The 15060-nt window shown below is 40.0% G+C and carries 17 protein-coding genes and 2 other annotated features; of the genes, 16 read left to right on the forward strand and 1 reads right to left on the reverse strand.

Annotated features, from left to right (window positions below):
• Window positions 1-12 precede the first annotated feature (12 nt).
• The 14 genes from mutM to GHD25_RS11155 all read left to right on the forward strand — a co-directional run bounded on the left by mutM (window position 13) and on the right by GHD25_RS11155 (window position 12327).
• Window positions 13-855, forward strand: a complete 843-nt coding sequence (mutM, locus tag GHD25_RS11090; RefSeq protein WP_164216797.1) for a DNA-formamidopyrimidine glycosylase — start codon at window positions 13-15, stop codon at window positions 853-855.
• Window positions 852-1451 (forward strand): dephospho-CoA kinase, encoded by a 600-nt coding sequence (gene coaE / locus GHD25_RS11095; protein ID WP_164216799.1) that lies wholly within the window; start codon window positions 852-854, stop codon window positions 1449-1451. Before mutM ends, coaE begins: the two co-directional genes overlap by 4 nt.
• Window positions 1452-1627: 176 nt before the next feature.
• Window positions 1628-2659: a glyceraldehyde-3-phosphate dehydrogenase gene (locus GHD25_RS11100; RefSeq protein WP_164216801.1), complete on the forward strand. Its 1032-nt coding sequence runs from the start codon at window positions 1628-1630 to the stop codon at window positions 2657-2659.
• A 277-nt stretch (window positions 2660-2936) separates the two neighbouring features.
• The gene (locus GHD25_RS11105; RefSeq protein ID WP_164216803.1) at window positions 2937-3332 is read left to right on the forward strand and encodes a cytosolic protein; all 396 of its coding nucleotides are present in this window, start codon (window positions 2937-2939) and stop codon (window positions 3330-3332) included.
• A 14-nt stretch (window positions 3333-3346) separates the two neighbouring features.
• The gene (gene nrdR, locus GHD25_RS11110) at window positions 3347-3814 is read left to right on the forward strand and encodes a transcriptional regulator NrdR (protein WP_164216805.1); all 468 of its coding nucleotides are present in this window, start codon (window positions 3347-3349) and stop codon (window positions 3812-3814) included.
• 22 nt (window positions 3815-3836) lie between these two features.
• Entirely contained in the window at window positions 3837-5180 is a 1344-nt protein-coding gene (locus GHD25_RS11115) for a replication initiation and membrane attachment family protein (RefSeq protein WP_164216807.1), read from the forward strand.
• Between the two features lie 19 nt (window positions 5181-5199).
• Complete coding sequence (dnaI, locus tag GHD25_RS11120) at window positions 5200-6132, forward strand: primosomal protein DnaI (protein ID WP_164216809.1); 933 nt, start codon at window positions 5200-5202, stop codon at window positions 6130-6132.
• A 229-nt stretch (window positions 6133-6361) separates the two neighbouring features.
• Entirely contained in the window at window positions 6362-7219 is an 858-nt protein-coding gene (gene ytxC / locus GHD25_RS11125) for a sporulation protein YtxC (protein ID WP_164216811.1), read from the forward strand.
• A gap of 57 nt (window positions 7220-7276) precedes the next feature.
• Window positions 7277-7495, forward strand: a binding site (T-box leader).
• 80 nt (window positions 7496-7575) lie between these two features.
• Entirely contained in the window at window positions 7576-9516 is a 1941-nt protein-coding gene (gene thrS / locus GHD25_RS11130) for a threonine--tRNA ligase (protein ID WP_164216813.1), read from the forward strand.
• A 77-nt stretch (window positions 9517-9593) separates the two neighbouring features.
• Window positions 9594-9721, forward strand: a sequence feature (ribosomal protein L20 leader region).
• A gap of 62 nt (window positions 9722-9783) precedes the next feature.
• Entirely contained in the window at window positions 9784-10293 is a 510-nt protein-coding gene (gene infC, locus GHD25_RS11135) for a translation initiation factor IF-3 (RefSeq protein ID WP_164216923.1), read from the forward strand.
• Between the two features lie 39 nt (window positions 10294-10332).
• Complete coding sequence (rpmI, locus tag GHD25_RS11140) at window positions 10333-10530, forward strand: 50S ribosomal protein L35 (RefSeq protein WP_164216815.1); 198 nt, start codon at window positions 10333-10335, stop codon at window positions 10528-10530.
• A 54-nt stretch (window positions 10531-10584) separates the two neighbouring features.
• Window positions 10585-10941: a 50S ribosomal protein L20 gene (gene rplT, locus GHD25_RS11145; protein ID WP_164216817.1), complete on the forward strand. Its 357-nt coding sequence runs from the start codon at window positions 10585-10587 to the stop codon at window positions 10939-10941.
• A 463-nt stretch (window positions 10942-11404) separates the two neighbouring features.
• Window positions 11405-11674, forward strand: coding sequence for a DUF1294 domain-containing protein (locus GHD25_RS11150; protein WP_164216819.1), 270 nt, complete (start codon window positions 11405-11407; stop codon window positions 11672-11674).
• A gap of 80 nt (window positions 11675-11754) precedes the next feature.
• Entirely contained in the window at window positions 11755-12327 is a 573-nt protein-coding gene (locus tag GHD25_RS11155; RefSeq protein WP_164216821.1) for a TVP38/TMEM64 family protein, read from the forward strand.
• A gap of 369 nt (window positions 12328-12696) precedes the next feature.
• On the opposite strand, the gene GHD25_RS11160 is transcribed toward GHD25_RS11155, so the two are convergent.
• A complete protein-coding gene (locus GHD25_RS11160; protein WP_164216823.1) occupies window positions 12697-13089 on the reverse strand; it encodes a sigma-w pathway protein ysdB in 393 nt (130 codons plus the stop codon).
• A 220-nt stretch (window positions 13090-13309) separates the two neighbouring features.
• Between GHD25_RS11160 and GHD25_RS11165 the strand changes: the two genes are divergently transcribed.
• Entirely contained in the window at window positions 13310-13795 is a 486-nt protein-coding gene (locus GHD25_RS11165) for a dUTP diphosphatase (RefSeq protein ID WP_164216825.1), read from the forward strand.
• A gap of 74 nt (window positions 13796-13869) precedes the next feature.
• The gene (locus GHD25_RS11170) at window positions 13870-14955 is read left to right on the forward strand and encodes a M42 family metallopeptidase (RefSeq protein WP_164216827.1); all 1086 of its coding nucleotides are present in this window, start codon (window positions 13870-13872) and stop codon (window positions 14953-14955) included.
• The last annotated feature ends 105 nt before the right edge of the window (window positions 14956-15060 follow it).

Here is a 15060-nt window from a genome sequence, read left to right on the forward strand (position 1 = left end):
AGTTTGAGGGGAATGCCGGAATTACCGGAAGTAGAAACAATTAAAGAGACATTAAAGCAACTCACTTTAAATAAAACCATTAAAGAAGTCATTATACATTGGCCGAATATTATTAAACAGCCGGATGATACAGCACATTTTAAATTTCTGTTAAAGAACCAGACAATACGGGATATCAGCAGAAAAGGAAAATTTCTATTATTTCAGCTTGATGATTATGTACTCATCTCCCATTTGCGGATGGAAGGAAAATATAGTGTGCATCCATCAAGTGAACCGGTGAAAAAACATACCCATGTTATTTTCAAATGTACGGACGGAGATGAGCTGAGGTACAATGATGTTCGTAAATTCGGCACCATGCATGTCTACCCAAAAGGACAGGAATTTCTGAACAAGCCGCTAAGCATACTTGGACCGGATCCCTTTGATGAGGCTTTTACCCTCACGTATTTCAAAAATAAACTAAAGCATACGGACAGGGTGATAAAGTCGGTTTTGCTTGATCAGACAGTTGTTGCCGGACTGGGAAATATCTATGTGGATGAAACATTGTTTAAAGCAGGTGTCCATCCGTTAAAACGTGCAAAGAAATTGACCCAAAAAGAGGTGACGGCTATCAGAAAGCATGCCATTGAGACGCTGGAAGGTGCTGTAAAGCAGGGTGGTACAACGATACGTTCCTATGTTAATTCACAGGGGGATATGGGAATGTTTCAGCAGGAACTTTTTGTCTATGGCCAGGAAAATAAAGCATGTAAATCCTGCGGTCAGCCTATTGTAAAAATGAAAGTAGGCGGACGCGGCACCCACGTGTGCAACAAATGCCAGAAGCTGAATGAGGTGAAGAAATGACACTTGTGATCGGATTGACTGGCAGTATTGCGAGTGGCAAAAGCACGGTATCTTTAATGTTTGATGAATTTGACATACCAGTAATTGATGCGGACAAGCTATCCAGGGAAGTGGTGCGGCCCGGGGAAGAGGCTTATAAAAAAATTGTTGAAGCATTTGGGGAAAAAATTTTAAGAGAAGATTTGACACTGGACAGGGAAGCATTAGGGCAAATTGTATTTGCCGATGAGGTAAAGAGAAATACATTAAACCAAATTGTACACCCGGCTGTCAGGGAAAGCATGCTCATGAAACGGGATGCTTATGTTAAAGATCGGAAAAAGTGTGTAGTGCTTGATATCCCGCTTTTATTTGAAAGCAAATTAACCCATTTTGTGGATAAAACACTGGTTGTCTATGTGGATGAATCCGTACAGCTTGAGCGTCTGATGGAGAGAAATGGTTACTCCAATGAGGAAGCCATGCAGCGGATCAGCGCTCAAATTCCTGTAAAGGAAAAGGCAGAATTAGCAGATAGGGTCATTGATAACAACGGCAGTAAATTTGAATCCTATCAGCAGCTGGAAACAATTCTGAAAGACTGGGGGATTATATAGAACGACAACAGGGAAATCCGTCTGTAAAGGCGGATTTTTTACTTGGAGAGGTGTTTTTCTTTTCATAAAAATTAAATATATATAAACCAGAAAATTAAATGCACATCTTTCTTTGAATATGTTATACTAATTAATAGAAAAGCGAAAATCAGCGTAACACAATGGGAGGATTTGCAATGAATAAAACCCGGATTGCTATTAATGGATTTGGCCGCATTGGACGAATGGTGTTTCGCCAGGCAGTGGTGGATGAACAATTTGAAGTTGTAGCGATAAATGCAAGCTACCCTGCAGAAACACTGGCTCATTTAATCAAATATGACAGTGTTCACGGACGTTTTCAGGGAAAGGTGAAAGCGCTTGAAGACGGGTTGGAAATTAATAATAAAAAGGTCGCTATTGTTAATTCAAGACAACCGGATAAATTGCCATGGAAAGCACTTGATATAGATGTTGTTATTGAAGCCACCGGCAAGTTTAAAACGAAGGAAAGTGCCGGGCTTCATATGGAAGCAGGTGCGAAAAAAGTTGTAATTACAGCACCGGGTAAACAAGTCGATAACACTATTGTGATGGGGGTAAATGAAGAGACGTATAACCCCGCAAAAGATGATGTCATTTCCAATGCATCCTGCACAACCAATTGTCTGGCACCAGTTGTAAAAGTACTGGACAGCCATTTTTCCATCGAAAATGGTCTCATGACTACAGTACATTCATTTACAAACGATCAAAAGAATTTGGACAATCCGCATAAGGATCTGCGCAGAGGAAGAGGCATGACACAGTCGATCATTCCTACATCGACAGGGGCTGCAAAAGCGCTTGGTGAAGTGCTTCCCCATTTAAATGGCAAGCTGCATGGCATGGCGCTGCGCGTGCCGACACCCAATGTATCACTGGTTGATCTTGTGGTAGATGTAAAAGAAACGGTAACACCTGAGAAAATAAATCAGGTATTCAAGCAAGTATCCGAAAATGAATTAAAGGGTATCATTGATTATAGCGATGAACCGCTCGTTTCTGTCGATTATACGTCAAGCGAATATTCTGCGGTAATCGATGGACTGTCAACCATGGTAATGGAAGGTACAAAGGTCAAAGTGCTGGCATGGTATGATAATGAGTGGGGATATTCAAGACGCGTACTTGATTTAACGAAATATGTAGGCAGTTATATTCTTCAAAAACAAGCTAAAATTTCATAGCATGGCAAAATGAGGTACACCGGAACTGGTGTACTTTTTTTGGTGCTGAGGGACATAGTCATGTTTCTTTTTACTATGCAACCAGTCTTCCGGGATACAGGTTAGCCGGTTTCCGTATTGCCGCTTTCCTGCATAACAAATCATGATTTGCAAATTTTTACGGTCCTGAAATTAAAAAAATGTATCATGAAAAAACAGATTTTATTCTACCGATAGAGGAATCAGTGAAATCATGGTAAAATGGATAAAAGAGAATGGGAATAAGGGTGCTGGGTTTATGTCTTTTCGTCAATTTATGCATAAGTATTTCAGTAATCACCAGGAAACACAAGATAAACACTGGGATCAGATGCTGCAAACAAGATATTATAAAATAACAAAGGATCAAGGGATTGATTTTCTGGAAAAAATGGTGAGGAACGCACCGGAATATAAGATGAATGCTATATCAAAAGAACATGGGGAAATGAGTTTTTATATTACAAAAGGGAAGAAATCTTTCATAGTAGCTACCGTCATCATGGTAAGGCCTTTTCAGACAGCCATTGATTTTTCCGCGACTTCCGAGGGCATGCTCCCTTTTGATTTCGGGTACAGCAGGAAGGTAATCAGCCAGCTTTACGACCGGCTGAATAAAGAATTTAACCTGGTGGATGAAAGGGTTAGAAAATAATAGGGGTGGACCAATTGAGATGTTCAAATTGCCATAATAAAAGTACAAAAGTTCTGGATTCCCGGCCAATTGAAGAAGGACAGGCTATTCGCAGAAGACGGGAATGCGAAGCGTGCGGATTTCGCTTTACCACGTTTGAAAGATTAGAGGAAGTCCCTTTAATTGTAGTAAAAAAAGATGGAACAAGGCAGGAATTCAGCAGAGAAAAACTGGTTCGCGGTTTAATCAGAGCCTGTGAAAAAAGACCGGTGCCGCTGGAAAAGATTGAGGAAATTGCATTGGACACGGAAAAGGAATTACGCAACAGAGGAAATGCGGAAGTGGACAGTAAAGAAGTCGGGGAAATTGTAATGGACCGGCTTTCATCTGTAGATGAAGTTGCCTATGTCCGGTTTGCGTCTGTATACCGTCAGTTTAAGGATATTAGTGTGTTTCTTGATGAATTGAAGGATTTGATCAAAACAGATAAAAATGAATCATAAATGAAAAAAGGGGCTAGAGAAAATGAAAGAAATTGGAAAAATATTACCTATTGACGGATATTTTGTATCCATCAATACAGATTTGCCATTGGATTATGCCCAATCTTTAACCCATTTATATCAGCCCTTAATTGGAAGCAAGGCTGTTACGCTATATCAGACGCTGCTTCATGAGATAGATTTGCAGACAAAACAACAATTACAGAGACATCACACATTAATGAATTATTTAAACATGCCTCTGGATGAAATTTACCGTACAAGGGTAAAGCTCGAGGGAATCGGATTATTAAGTGTATATGAGAAGAAGACTGATAACAAAAATATATTTATTTATGAATTGCAGCCGCCTTTTGGGACAAAAGCTTTCTTTACCGATGCCATGCTTACCCAGCTTTTGTATCACCATATTGGGGAGACCAAATTCTCCAGGCTAAAAGCGCATTTTTCTGCTAAACCTCTTTCTGACAGGGGAAGAGAAATTACCGCTGCTTTCCATGATGTTTTTGATACGGTACAGCCCATAACACCTCCGGAAATGATTACGGAAAACAGGGTTCAGAATGCAGAAGAAGAAATCCAGGTTGATTTTTCCTGGCTGGAGCAGATGTTAAAACAAAGAATGATACCTGCCCATCGTGTACTATCAAAAGAAAACCGAAAATTAATAGCGCAAATGATGCAGCTGTATGAACTGGAATTGTTTGAAATCGAAAAATCACTGCAATGGGCATTAACGGAAGATAACGTTTTACATACAGAAGAGTTCAAAGCAGCCTGCCATGATTTGTTTAAAGCAAAAAATAACGGGAAAACAATTAAATTAACAGAAAAACAACAAACAACGGTTCAAAAGCCTGCACAAAAATCTGTCACCAAAGAAGAGCAGCTGATACATGAATTGGAAACCATATCCCCGAAACAGCTGCTGGAGGACTTATCTAAAGGAAATCAGGCATCCGAACAGGACATGAGAGTCATTCGTGAAGTCATGGTTTCACAGGGCCTTCCCTCTCCGGTGATGAATGTGCTTATCCATTATGTATTGCTGCAGTCCAATATGCGGTTATCGAAAGCATATATGGAGAAAATTGCCAGCCATTGGTCCAGAGCAAATATAACTACTGCCAAAGAGGCGATGCGCTTTGCCAAAAAAGAAAAAGAAAGATACCGGAATGGCCAAAAAGCAGGAAAAAATAACTACTATAAAAAACCGGCATCAAAAGAAGTAGTTCCTGATTGGTTTAAAGAACGTAAGCAGAAACAAAAAATGCCCGAAGCCGAACATCGGACCGGCAATGTAATGGAGGACCAAAAAGAAATAGAAGCACTGCTGCGCCAATATTCCGGCGGGAACGAAAAGTAACAGTTAAGGATGATTTTTAATGAAGCCAGTACAATCTACGCTAAGGAAATGGATGGAAAATAACGGGAATTTTCAGGAGAACTATATAAAGATCAAACAGGACATCCTGCAAGATCCAGAGATAAAGGAATTTCTGTCTTTGTACCCGGAATTAACAGATGCTGATATTGAAAAAAATCTGATTAAGCTATATGAATTTAAAAACCAGTCCAAACAGTGCAATGCCTGTAAGTCTTTTGGCACTTGCATCAATATGATCCAGGGGTATTCACCGATTCTCGAAGTGAATGGCGGGGAAATTCATTTATCCTATGAAAAATGTCATAACAGGATTGATGAAGAAAATAAACGCAGGCAGCAAAAGCTCGTGCAAAGTTTGTACATGCCCAAGGAAATACTGGAAGCGAGCCTGGGGGATATTGACAGCAGAGATCCGCAGAGAAATGAAGCCATCAGGGAATTGATTCATTTTGTAGAAGAGAGTAAATCCGGACTGCCGAGTAAAGGAATTTATTTCTTTGGGCCCTTTGGTGTAGGGAAAACTTATTTCCTCGGTGCCTTGGCAAATAAATTAAAAGAGTTGAATATTTCTTCTTCCCTTATCTATATGCCGGAATTTGTCCGGGAAATGAAATCCTCTTTAAAAGATGACTCCATCAATGAAAAAATAGATTTTTTTAAAAAGGCTGATGTGCTGATGCTGGATGATATTGGAGCAGAAATGCAGTCTTCCTGGTTCAGAGATGAAATTCTAGGCTCTATATTACAATACCGGATGATGGAAGGGCTGCCGGTTTTCTTTACTTCCAACTATAACTTGGCGCAGCTGGAGGATCATCTTGCTTCTACAAGAAGCGGGATTGAAACTGTAAAAGCAGGGCGGATTATTGAGCGGATCAGGCAGGTCAGCAAGGAAGTAAAGCTGTTCGGCAACAATCGAAGAGATCAGTGAAGAGATGCGGGAATTAAAGTGCTAATCATGATGTTAGCAAAAAATTAGAAAATCGCTTGTTGGAACGGCAAGCGATTAATTTTATTTTTGAAGTTGACTATCAAAATTTACGAATTACAATTTTCCATTCTAGCTTCAAAAGTTTTTACTAGTTTCTTCGGTTTATTCATTTTTACCGGCCTTTGTCCATATAATGTAACAGTTTGGTGTTGGGCGAGGGTGATGATTATTGCTGAAGTTTTTTTTTGAATCAGATAAAGAAGTCATTCGTTTTTGCGAGCAAATTTTTCACTATCATAAGGAATTTGAAATAAATTGGAAAACGGATGACACTTGGGGGAATCAAATACAAATGGAGGAGAGGATGCCGCAGAAAGAATTTCTTGATGCAGTTTCTAAAGCAATGGTAGATGTTTTTCTGGCATTTCGTTTAGGGAAAATGATCGATGGCATTATTGGGGAATACTATTATTATACAAACCCTATCGAGAAAGAACGAATACAGGAGCTGACACATTGGATTTTCTCCGGAGAAGATGAAGACAGCTTGAAAATACGGAAAAATAAAGATCCAAGTGAAATAATCCAGTCCTTGTTTATTTCCAATATAAAAAATACCACTGCGGTTCATTTTGATTCCATTGTAAAGTTTTGCCTGAATCCTTTTAAGGAACTTCTCATACATTATGTAGGTCTGGCCATTGATGAGTTTAAGCGGGAAGAGGAGCATCAGGACTTCGTTAATATGCTGCGTAATTATATCACAAAAAAAGAACCTTCTGTTCCGCTTGTCTATATGCTGCAAGGTGATCCCTTTATATTTTTCAATGAAAATGGAAGGCGGCTCTCCGATAAGGATTTGAGAAAACGAATGGAAAGTGAAGCGCTGTATATATTTGGATTGGATGAAAATGAACTAAATCTGGCACCGCTTATTGCCATGGCGCCGGAGAAAATTAGAATTTATGGAAATGATCCTTTCGAACCAAAGACATTAACGATAATAAATATTTTCCAGGAAAAAGCTGTTTTTGAACATATTCAGCATTTCCCTTTTCCGTATAAGATAATGAATGATCAAAAATAGGACTTGATTTTCCTCAAATCTAAAGATATAATACATTTTATATATACTAATGAACAAATAAAGGTAATGACAAGGACAAAATGATTGGAGTCCATACAGTCCAGAGAAGGAAGCCGAGGCTGGAAGCTTCCCTGTATTTTCAATTAATTACCACCTTGGAACCCTGCTGGGGAATGTGATGAAACAGCAGCGCGAATCCGGCGTTAAAGGATGATGAAGCCGCTAATTTTGCGGAAAATTGGGTGGAACCACGACGTCTCAACGCTCGTCCCTTTGCTATAAAGCAGAGGGATGGGCGTTTTTAATTTTTTTATAACATAAACACAAAGTCACTATTGTAATGAGGAGTGAAGACTATGGCAGAAGAAATTACTATTATTTTTCCTGACGGTGCAGAAAAAAAATTTCCCGCAGGTACTACAGGAGAAGACATTGCAGCGAGCATTTCACCGGGGCTGAAGAAGCAGGCACTGGCGATTAAACTTAACGGTGAGCAAATTGATTTAAGGCGGCAGCTGTCTCATGGCGGAAAGCTGGAGATCATCACCTACAAAAATGAAGAGGGCATCGACATCATGCGTCACTCCACTGCCCATTTGATGGCACAAGCTATTAAGCGGCTGTTCAAAGATGTACGGTTTGGGGTTGGCCCCGTGATTGAAGAGGGTTTCTATTATGATATGGATATGGAACATAAAATTACGCCGGAGGATTTACCGGAAATTGAAAAAGAAATGAAAAAGATTGTGGATGAAGCATTGGAAATTAAACGTCTGGAAGTAGGCCGGAATGAGGCGAAAGAGATGTTTAAAGATGATCATTTAAAACAGGAACTAATCGATGCGATTCCCGAGGATGAGCAGGTCACCATTTATGAACAGGGCGAATTTTATGATCTTTGCCGCGGAATTCACGTTCCTTCCACCAATAAAATAAAAGCATTCAAGCTGTTGAGCATTTCGGGTGCATATTGGAGAGGGGACAGCGATAACCAGCAGCTGCAGCGGATTTACGGAACAGCTTTCGAAAAACAGGGACAGCTTGAAGAACATTTGCGAATCCTTGAAGAAAGAAAAGAGCGGGATCACCGAAAGCTTGGAAAAGAACTTGATATTTTCACCGTTTCCCAGGAAGTTGGACAGGGACTGCCTATGTGGCTCCCAAAAGGGGCGACAATAAGAAGGCAAATTGAAAGATATATTGTAGACATTGAGGAACGTTTGGGATATGACCATGTCTATACACCAGTACTGGCAAATGTGGATCTTTACAAAACAAGCGGTCACTGGGATCACTATCAGGATGATATGTTCCCTACAATGGAAATGGATAACGAGGAGCTTGTACTGCGTCCGATGAACTGTCCGCATCACATGATGGTGTTTAAAAATAAGTTATGGAGCTACCGTAATCTTCCCGTTCGGATTGCCGAGCTTGGCACCATGCACCGCTATGAAATGTCCGGAGCCTTAGCCGGGTTACAGCGGGTGCGGGCGATGACTTTAAATGATGCTCATATTTTTGCCCGGCCGGATCAGCTTAAAGAAGAATTCATCCGGGTTGTGGAGCTTGTTCAGCGGGTGTATGAAGATTTTGGAATCGATGACTATTACTTCCGGTTGTCGTACCGTGATCCGGAAGACAAGGAAAAGTATGTTAATAATGATGAAATGTGGGAAAAAGCACAGGCCATGCTGAAGGAAACTATGGAAGATATGGAGCTTGAATATGTGGAAGCAGATGGAGAGGCTGCATTTTATGGCCCGAAGCTGGATGTCCAGGTAAAAACAGCTTTAGGCAAAGATGAAACACTTTCTACAGTTCAACTGGACTTCCATTTACCGAATCAGTTTGATTTAACCTATGTGGGAGAAGATGGAAAAGAACACAGGCCGGTTGTTATTCACCGTGGAGTCGTATCCACCATGGAAAGATTCGTAGCTTTTCTGATTGAAGAATATAAAGGTGCTTTCCCTGTCTGGCTTGCACCAATTCAGGTGAAAGTCATTCCTGTTTCACCAAAAGTCCATCTTGACTATGCGAAAAAAGTAGAGGAACGGCTTCGGTTTTCCGGAATCCGTGTGTCAGTGGATGAACGGGATGAGAAGATTGGCTATAAAATCCGCGAGGCACAGACACAGAAGGTGCCGTTTACCCTGGTGCTCGGGGATAAAGAAATGGAAGATAATGCGGTCAATGTCCGGCGTTATGGAAAGAAAGAGACAGAGACTCTGGAATATGGTGACTTTGAAGCAATGATTAAAAAGGAAATAGTGGAAAAGTCATTGTTAAAATAAGTGATGTAATACAGGTTCTATTTGACATACTATATCTCACATGGTATGATGTATAGGTTAATAAAACTGAATGATCTAATGACAAGTAGAAGCACCCGCTTCTCACCTGATCAACGCTGATGAGCAGTTGGCTGGTTACACATCTTTGATTTTTTTGCTATGGAGATATGTGGGTGCATTCGTGTGCCCGCTTTTTTAATGGTTTAATATCACTTGTCATGATCAGATTTAAAAATTTTTGGAGGTGGCTTGGCTATTAGCAAAGATATGAATGTCAACGAAAGGATTCGTGCGAGAGAGGTACGTCTTATTGACTCTACAGGGGATCAGCTTGGAGTAAAATCCAAACAGGAGGCATTGGAGATTGCCAGTAAGCGTGAATTGGATTTAGTTCTGGTGGCACCTAATGCAAAACCGCCTGTTTGCCGCATTATGGATTACGGAAAATATCGTTTTGAACAGCAGAAAAAAGAAAAAGAAGCACGTAAAAAACAAAAAGTAATCAGTGTAAAAGAAGTGCGTTTTACTCCTGGTATCGGTGACCATGACTTTGAAACAAAGCTGAAAAATGCAAGGAAATTTCTCGCCAAAGGGGATAAGGTGAAGGCAGCGGTAAGATTCCGCGGACGTGCTATCACCCATAAGGATCTTGGCAGAGAAGTGCTGGATCGTTTTGCTGAAGAAGTAAAAGATATTGCAACGGTAGAATCAAAACCAAAAATGGAAGGCCGCAATATGTTTATGATGCTTGCTCCAGCTAAAGACAAAGAAAAATAATTTACCGGAAACATGTAAGCTAACAAGGAGGAAATCAACATGCCTAAAATGAAGACCCATAAAGGTTCTCAAAAACGCTTCAAAAAAACAGGAACCGGAAAACTGAAACGTTCGCATGCGTATACAAGCCATATGTTTGCAAATAAATCACAAAAGCAGAAACGCAAACTGCGAAAAAGTGCAGTCGTATCATCCGGTGACTTCAAACGCATTAAAACAATGATGCCTTATAAATAAATTAAACCGTATAAATGGTTTCAGATTTTTGATTTGTATTAGGAGGGAATTATTATGGCACGTGTAAAAGGTGGAACAGTAACGCGCAAACGTCGTAAACGCGTCCTTAAACTGGCTAAAGGCTATTATGGTTCAAAGAGAGCGTTATTTAAAACAGCAAAACAGCAGGTAATGAAATCAGGTCAATATGCATACCGTGACCGCAGACAGAAAAAACGTGATTTCCGTAAATTATGGATTACACGTATCAATGCAGCAGCACGTCTGAATGACTTGTCATACAGCCGGTTAATGCATGGATTGAAAGTGGCGGGCATTGAAGTAAACCGCAAAATGCTTTCTGACCTTGCCATAAATGATGAAAAAGCCTTTGCTCAGCTGGCTGATAAAGCAAAAGAAGCTTTAAAATAGGATATCATATTAAAAAAGGCCAAATTCTGGACAGCGTGTGAAGGATTTGGCCTTTTTTATTGGTGAAAAACTTGAGATAGATTAATAAATATAGTATGCATATGGATAAAATTGAGCTGGCTTTCAGGACAGATAAGTAATTTAAATGTCTTTGAAAAACGATCTCAAAGACAAAAACAGCTGGTTAAGTAGAAGAATTGTCTTTGAGAAGCAGTCTCAAGGACGAAATAGCCGGCAAAGTGCCAGAATTGTCTTTGAGAAGCAGTCTCAAGGACAAAAACAGATGGTTAAGTGGAAGAAGTGTCTTTGAGAAACGGTCTCATGGACAAAATTAACCAGTGAAGTGTTTGATATGTCTTATAAGCAAGCTTAAGGACAAAACAATCTGATAATCAATCCAAATGTCCGTGATAAGTATTTTCAGTATGAATGAAGCCGCAGCCATAACCAGGAGGAAAATCCAATGAATAATGATATAACCATGCTTTTTTTCTACATAATCGGAGTTAACGCACTCGCCTTTATTTTAATGGGAGTAGATAAGAGAAAGGCGGAAAAGAAAAAATACCGCATTCCCGAGCGTACTTTCTGGCTGCTTGCACTTTTAGGCGGTGCCATCGGTGTTATTTCCGGTATGAAGAAATACCGACATAAAACAAAGCACACTTCTTTTAAAATTGGTATGCCGCTGATCGTTATTTTAAATATTATACTTGCTTACATACTTGTTTAATTTCATGTCATAATAGCTCGTCTCTTGTCATATACATGTACCAATGCAAAGAGTGAATGGAAGCATAAAGGAGGTAAGGGATGGAGTATATTGGTGATTACCTGATTGCTGTGATCAGTACAGGCGGTTTATTGGCACCGCTCTTATTCATTATTTTTCACCTGGTTAGACCGCTCGTATTTGTTCCGGTTGTGTTTATTTGTATATCAGGAGGGATCTTGTTCGGTCCTGTGGCAGGAACAGTTTATTCCCTGATTGGTATCACGTTATCAAGCATTATTTTTTACTTTATTATCCGGTGGATGCCCAAGTCGCTCCAAAAATTCACAAACCTGAAGCAGAAAATTATTGGCAAAAATACAGCCTTTACCACCTCACAAATTGCCGTTCTCCGGCTTATACCATTTATCCATTTTCATCTTTTATCAGTATGTTTAATTGAAATTACTTCAGGTTTTAAGGATTATACGCGGATGTCCCTGTTGTCAAACGCACCTTTAGCTTTTGTCTACACATCCGTAGGAGGCTGGATTTCCAATCTTACACCATTCTATATCTTTTTATTTTTGCTTTTCCTGCTGCCGCTCATTTTCGTGCTCAGAAGAAAAGAAATGTATATCAAATGGAATGATTTTTTCCAGGTAAGTACGTAGGATCAGAGGCTGAGATAGAACACTGGATAAGCATAAAAAAGACGAACAATCTGACATATTAGCTCCGGAAATATACGTAGACTCCAGCGGGAGCAAAGGCATCGGTGAGACCCCTAAAGACGAGTCAGCAATCTTTACTTGCGAGGGTTGCTGCACCACCTACCGATATAATTGCAACACGATACACACGAGGAGGCTTACCAGCCGCCCGAGTCAAAGCAGACACCGGGAAAACGACAAAGGAGATTGATCGGATGTCGCACTTATGCCAATGGTGAAAGCGTAGTATATTTCCGGAGCGGATTTTAAGCTTAGTGTATAAGGATATTCGGGTTTCTGTTTACTAAAATTGTTTTGTCACAGACTCATTTATTCTATACTTGTAATCAGCAGCTGATTGATCGGATGCTTCCATTCAATTTTTGCATGCGGGTAACGCTTCAGAATTTCACTTTCCATGAAGTATAAATCATCCCGGGTAAAGCCTTTTAACTCCAAGTGGTCTCTTACCGTAACATGAATATCCACCACTTCAAAAGCATTTTCCGTTGTACCCAGATATTTTTCCCCGTCAAAAAGACAACCCTTGTAAACAAACTGCACATTTTTCTTACTGTTTCCAGGCTCATCCACAAAGAAAAATTCATTCGTTTTTTTCGCCAGCAGCAGGCGCCTTTCCGGGTTCCGTAAATATTGAACCCATGTATAAACAAGCAGTATTATTGCAATAAGGATAAGAAGCCGAAATAATATAACAAGCATAGCGAACATGTCTCCCTTATACGCTCAAATTTATAATAAGTTACCTGAAAATGCCCGGAATTACAATACATAGGGGGAGCACGTTTTTTATTCCCCAAATCCGGCCGGTTAACAGCAAAATATGGTGATAATATCTCATACGTATACTTTCAGGTAAAGGTTTCACAAATTTATTGTTGTTTGTGGTACAATCGTTTAAAAGAAAAAGGGGGAAGATGTCTTGGACTGGTCATCATTATATGATATGCAGCGCGAATTGGACAACTATATTGAAGCCAATAATGATTTACATAATAAAGATGTTTTTCAGGAAAAATATCTGGCATTGCTTGTGGAACTGGGAGAACTGGCAAATGAAACGAGATGCTTTAAATTCTGGAGTATGAAGCAGCCAAGTGAAAGAGATATTATTTTAGAGGAGTACGTTGACGGAATTCATTTCCTATTGTCACTCGGAAATGAAATTGGTCATCAGTATAAAAACACACGACTTCAGGTTGGAGAAATATCTATCACTGCACAATTTAATCTTGTATTTGAAAAATGCACCCTGTTTCATCAGGTTCCGGATATAACAACATATGAAGAAATGATGGAAAGTTATCTGCAGCTTGGCGAATTATTAAGTTTTTCCGAGACGGATATTAAAAATTCATATTATGAAAAAAATGAAGTGAATTATAATCGGCAGAAACAGGGCTACTAGAACAGAAATGTTTTGTACTCCTGAAAAAATTCGGTATACTAAGAGGGGATAAAATAGAGGAGGTTTTTTCGTATATGGCAAAAATGGACGAAACATTGACCATGCTCAAAGATTTAACAGATGCTAAAGGAATTTCAGGGCACGAGAAAGAAGCAAGAGGTGTGATGGAAAAATATCTTGCTCCACATGCAGATGAGGTATATACAGATAATCTCGGCAGCTTAATTGGGAAAAAAGCAGGCAATCCCGATGGTCCGAAAATTATGGTAGCAGGACACTTGGACGAAATTGGCTTTATGGTAACAAGAATTGATGACAAGGGATTTGTTTATTTCCAAACGATCGGCGGATGGTGGAGCCAGGTCATGCTTGCTCAGCGTGTAACCATCATGGGAAGCAAAGGGGATGTGACCGGTGTAATCGGTTCTAAACCGCCCCATATATTATCTGCTGAAGCGCGTAAAAAACCAGTGAAAATAGAAGATATGTTTATTGATATCGGTGCTTCAAGCAAGGATGAAGCACATGATTTTGGCGTGAAACCCGGTGACTCTATTGTACCTTATTTTGAATTCAGTCAGCTGAAAAATGAAAAAATGCTGCTTGCCAAAGCTTGGGATAACCGGATCGGATGTGCTATCGCCATTGAGGTTCTAAAACAGCTGAAAAATGCAGATCATCCTAATGTGGTGTATGGAGTGGGAACGATTCAGGAGGAAGTCGGCTTGCGAGGTGCCCGTACTTCTGCACATAAAATCCAGCCGGATATTGGATTTGGGGTGGATGTCGGCATTGCCGGAGACACACCTGGAATTTCCAATCATGAAGCAGACAGCAAGCTCGGCAAGGGGCCGCAGCTGGTCTTATACGATGCTTCCATGATCTCCCATAAAGGGGTACGTGACTTTATCGTTAAAACTGCTGACGAAAATAACATTCCGTACCAGTTTACATCCATGGCCGGCGGTGGAACGGACTCAGGCTCAATTCACCTGACTGCAAACGGCGTCCCATCTTTATCTATTACCATTGCAACAAGGTATATTCATTCCCATGCAGCAATTTTGCATCGTGATGACTTTGAAAATGCCGTTAAACTCATTGTGGAAGCAATTAAAAAGCTGGACAGCGAGACAGTGAAAGAAATTCAATTGGCTTAACCTTTAAAATCCTCAACCTTACATATATAGGTGGGGATTTTTTATATCAGTTGACTGTTAAGAAATATGAAGCGAACTGTCAGATTTTCATTAACAGGAGCATCC

This window comes from Virgibacillus aidingensis (assembly GCF_010994035.1).
Taxonomy (GTDB): domain Bacteria; phylum Bacillota; class Bacilli; order Bacillales; family Amphibacillaceae; genus Virgibacillus_N.

Bases quoted from the DNA above. Each gene is read 5' to 3' on its own strand.
- mutM (WP_164216797.1), top strand. From the start codon at position 13: ATGCCGGAATTACCGGAAGTAGAAACAATTAAAGAGACATTAAAGCAA.
- coaE (WP_164216799.1), top strand. From the start codon at position 852: ATGACACTTGTGATCGGATTGACTGGCAGTATTGCGAGTGGCAAAAGC.
- GHD25_RS11100 (WP_164216801.1), top strand. From the start codon at position 1,628: ATGAATAAAACCCGGATTGCTATTAATGGATTTGGCCGCATTGGACGA.
- GHD25_RS11105 (WP_164216803.1), top strand. From the start codon at position 2,937: ATGTCTTTTCGTCAATTTATGCATAAGTATTTCAGTAATCACCAGGAA.
- GHD25_RS11115 (WP_164216807.1), top strand. From the start codon at position 3,837: ATGAAAGAAATTGGAAAAATATTACCTATTGACGGATATTTTGTATCC.
- dnaI (WP_164216809.1), top strand. From the start codon at position 5,200: ATGAAGCCAGTACAATCTACGCTAAGGAAATGGATGGAAAATAACGGG.
- thrS (WP_164216813.1), top strand. From the start codon at position 7,576: ATGGCAGAAGAAATTACTATTATTTTTCCTGACGGTGCAGAAAAAAAA.
- infC (WP_164216923.1), top strand. From the start codon at position 9,784: ATGAATGTCAACGAAAGGATTCGTGCGAGAGAGGTACGTCTTATTGAC.
- rpmI (WP_164216815.1), top strand. From the start codon at position 10,333: ATGCCTAAAATGAAGACCCATAAAGGTTCTCAAAAACGCTTCAAAAAA.
- rplT (WP_164216817.1), top strand. From the start codon at position 10,585: ATGGCACGTGTAAAAGGTGGAACAGTAACGCGCAAACGTCGTAAACGC.
- GHD25_RS11150 (WP_164216819.1), top strand. From the start codon at position 11,405: ATGAATAATGATATAACCATGCTTTTTTTCTACATAATCGGAGTTAAC.
- GHD25_RS11155 (WP_164216821.1), top strand. From the start codon at position 11,755: ATGGAGTATATTGGTGATTACCTGATTGCTGTGATCAGTACAGGCGGT.
- GHD25_RS11160 (WP_164216823.1), bottom strand. From the start codon at position 13,089: ATGCTTGTTATATTATTTCGGCTTCTTATCCTTATTGCAATAATACTG.
- GHD25_RS11170 (WP_164216827.1), top strand. From the start codon at position 13,870: ATGGCAAAAATGGACGAAACATTGACCATGCTCAAAGATTTAACAGAT.